General features: G+C 55.2%; 1 rRNA gene. It reads right to left on the bottom strand.

Annotated features, from left to right (window positions below):
* Positions 1-1,551, bottom strand: a 23S ribosomal RNA gene (locus G531_RS26540); the annotation flags it as partial.
* Between the last annotated feature and the right edge of the window lie 192 nt (positions 1,552-1,743).

The raw sequence follows: 1,743 nt of genomic DNA, 5'->3' as shown, positions 1-1,743 counted from the left end.
TCAATCCGAAGACATCCCCCACCTTCCATCCTTAGCATCACTCGCCTCAGCACGGGCGTCATATCGCCGGTACGGGAATATCAACCCGTTGTCCATCGACTACGCCTGTCGGCCTCGCCTTAGGTCCCGACTTACCCAGGGCAGATTAGCTTGACCCTGGAACCCTTGGTTATTCGGCGGACGGGTTTCTCACCCGTCATTCGCTACTCATGCCTGCATTCTCACTCGTGTACTCTCCACGACCGGTCACCCCGCCGCTTCACCGCATACACGACGCTCCCCTACCCATCATTACTGATGCCACAACTTCGGCGGATAGCTTGAGCCCCGCTAAATTGTCGGCGCAGAGTCACTTGACCAGTGAGCTATTACGCACTCTTTCAAGGGTGGCTGCTTCCAAGCCAACCTCCTGGTTGTCTCCGCAACTCCACATCCTTTTCCACTTAGCTATCGCTTAGGGGCCTTAGTTGGTGATCTGGGCTGTTTCCCTCTCGACTATGAAGCTTATCCCCCACAGTCTCACTGCCACGCTTCACTTACCGGCATTCGGAGTTTGGCTAATTTCGGTAAGCTTGTGGGCCCCCTAGACTATCCAGTGCTCTACCTCCGGCAAGAAACACGCAACGCTGCACCTATATGCATTTCGGGGAGAACCAGCTATCACGGAGTTTGATTGGCCTTTCACCCCTATCCACAGCTCATCCCCTCAATTTTCAACTTAAGTGGGTTCGGTCCTCCACGACGTCTTACCGTCGCTTCAACCTGGCCATGGATAGATCACTCCGCTTCGGGTCTAGAGCACGCGACTCAACGCCCTATTCGGACTCGCTTTCGCTACGGCTACCCCCCACGGGTTAACCTTGCCACGTACCACTAACTCGCAGGCTCATTCTTCAAAAGGCACGCCGTCACCCCGCAGGGCTCCGACGGATTGTAGGCAATCGGTTTCAGGTACTATTTCACTCCCCTCCCGGGGTACTTTTCACCTTTCCCTCACGGTACTCGTCCGCTATCGGTCACCAAGGAGTATTTAGGCTTAACGGGTGGTCCCGCCAGATTCGTACGAAATTTCAGGGGTTCCGTACTACTTGGGGTAACATTCGAGAGTGACAGACTTACGACTACAGGGGTATTACCTGCTCCGCCGCCCCTTCCCAGAAGGCTTCATCTTCATCCATCATTTCTAACTCCCCGCCCGGTCAACAGCCCGGACAGAATGGCCCCACAACACCGCACCTGCAACGCCTGTCAGCTCTCACACAGATACGGTTTGGCCTCTTCCGCGTTCGCTCGCCACTACTTACGGAATCACGGTTGTTTTCTCTTCCTATGGGTACTGAGATGTTTCACTTCCCCACGTTCCCTCCCACTGCCCTATGTGTTCAAGCAGAGGTCGCCGGACATTACTCCGGTTTCTTTCGAGGTTTCCCTATTCGGAGACCCCCGGATCACAGCTCGTTTACCAGCTCCCCGAGGCTTATCGCAGGTTACCACGTCCTTCATCGGCTCTTGGTGCCTAGGCATCCACCGATTGCCCTTAGTAGCTTGTTCGAAACAAAAAATACTCGACACATTTTTCAACTACAAAGATGCTCGCGTCCACTGTGAAGTTCTCAAGATACAGGCGAAACCACCCACCCAACACCACCAGGTGCCAGACCGGAGGCCCGCACGAAGACCCGCGTCACCACCCACACTCGGGTGACACACACGACCCCTCAGGACCCAACAGCGTGCTCACAC

This window comes from Granulicoccus phenolivorans DSM 17626 = NBRC 107789 = JCM 15570 (assembly GCF_000423085.1).
Taxonomy (GTDB): Bacteria; Actinomycetota; Actinomycetes; order Propionibacteriales; family Propionibacteriaceae; genus Granulicoccus; species Granulicoccus phenolivorans.
The sequence above is the reverse complement of the archived record's forward strand: the minus strand, read 5'-3'. Positions and strand labels throughout refer to the sequence as shown.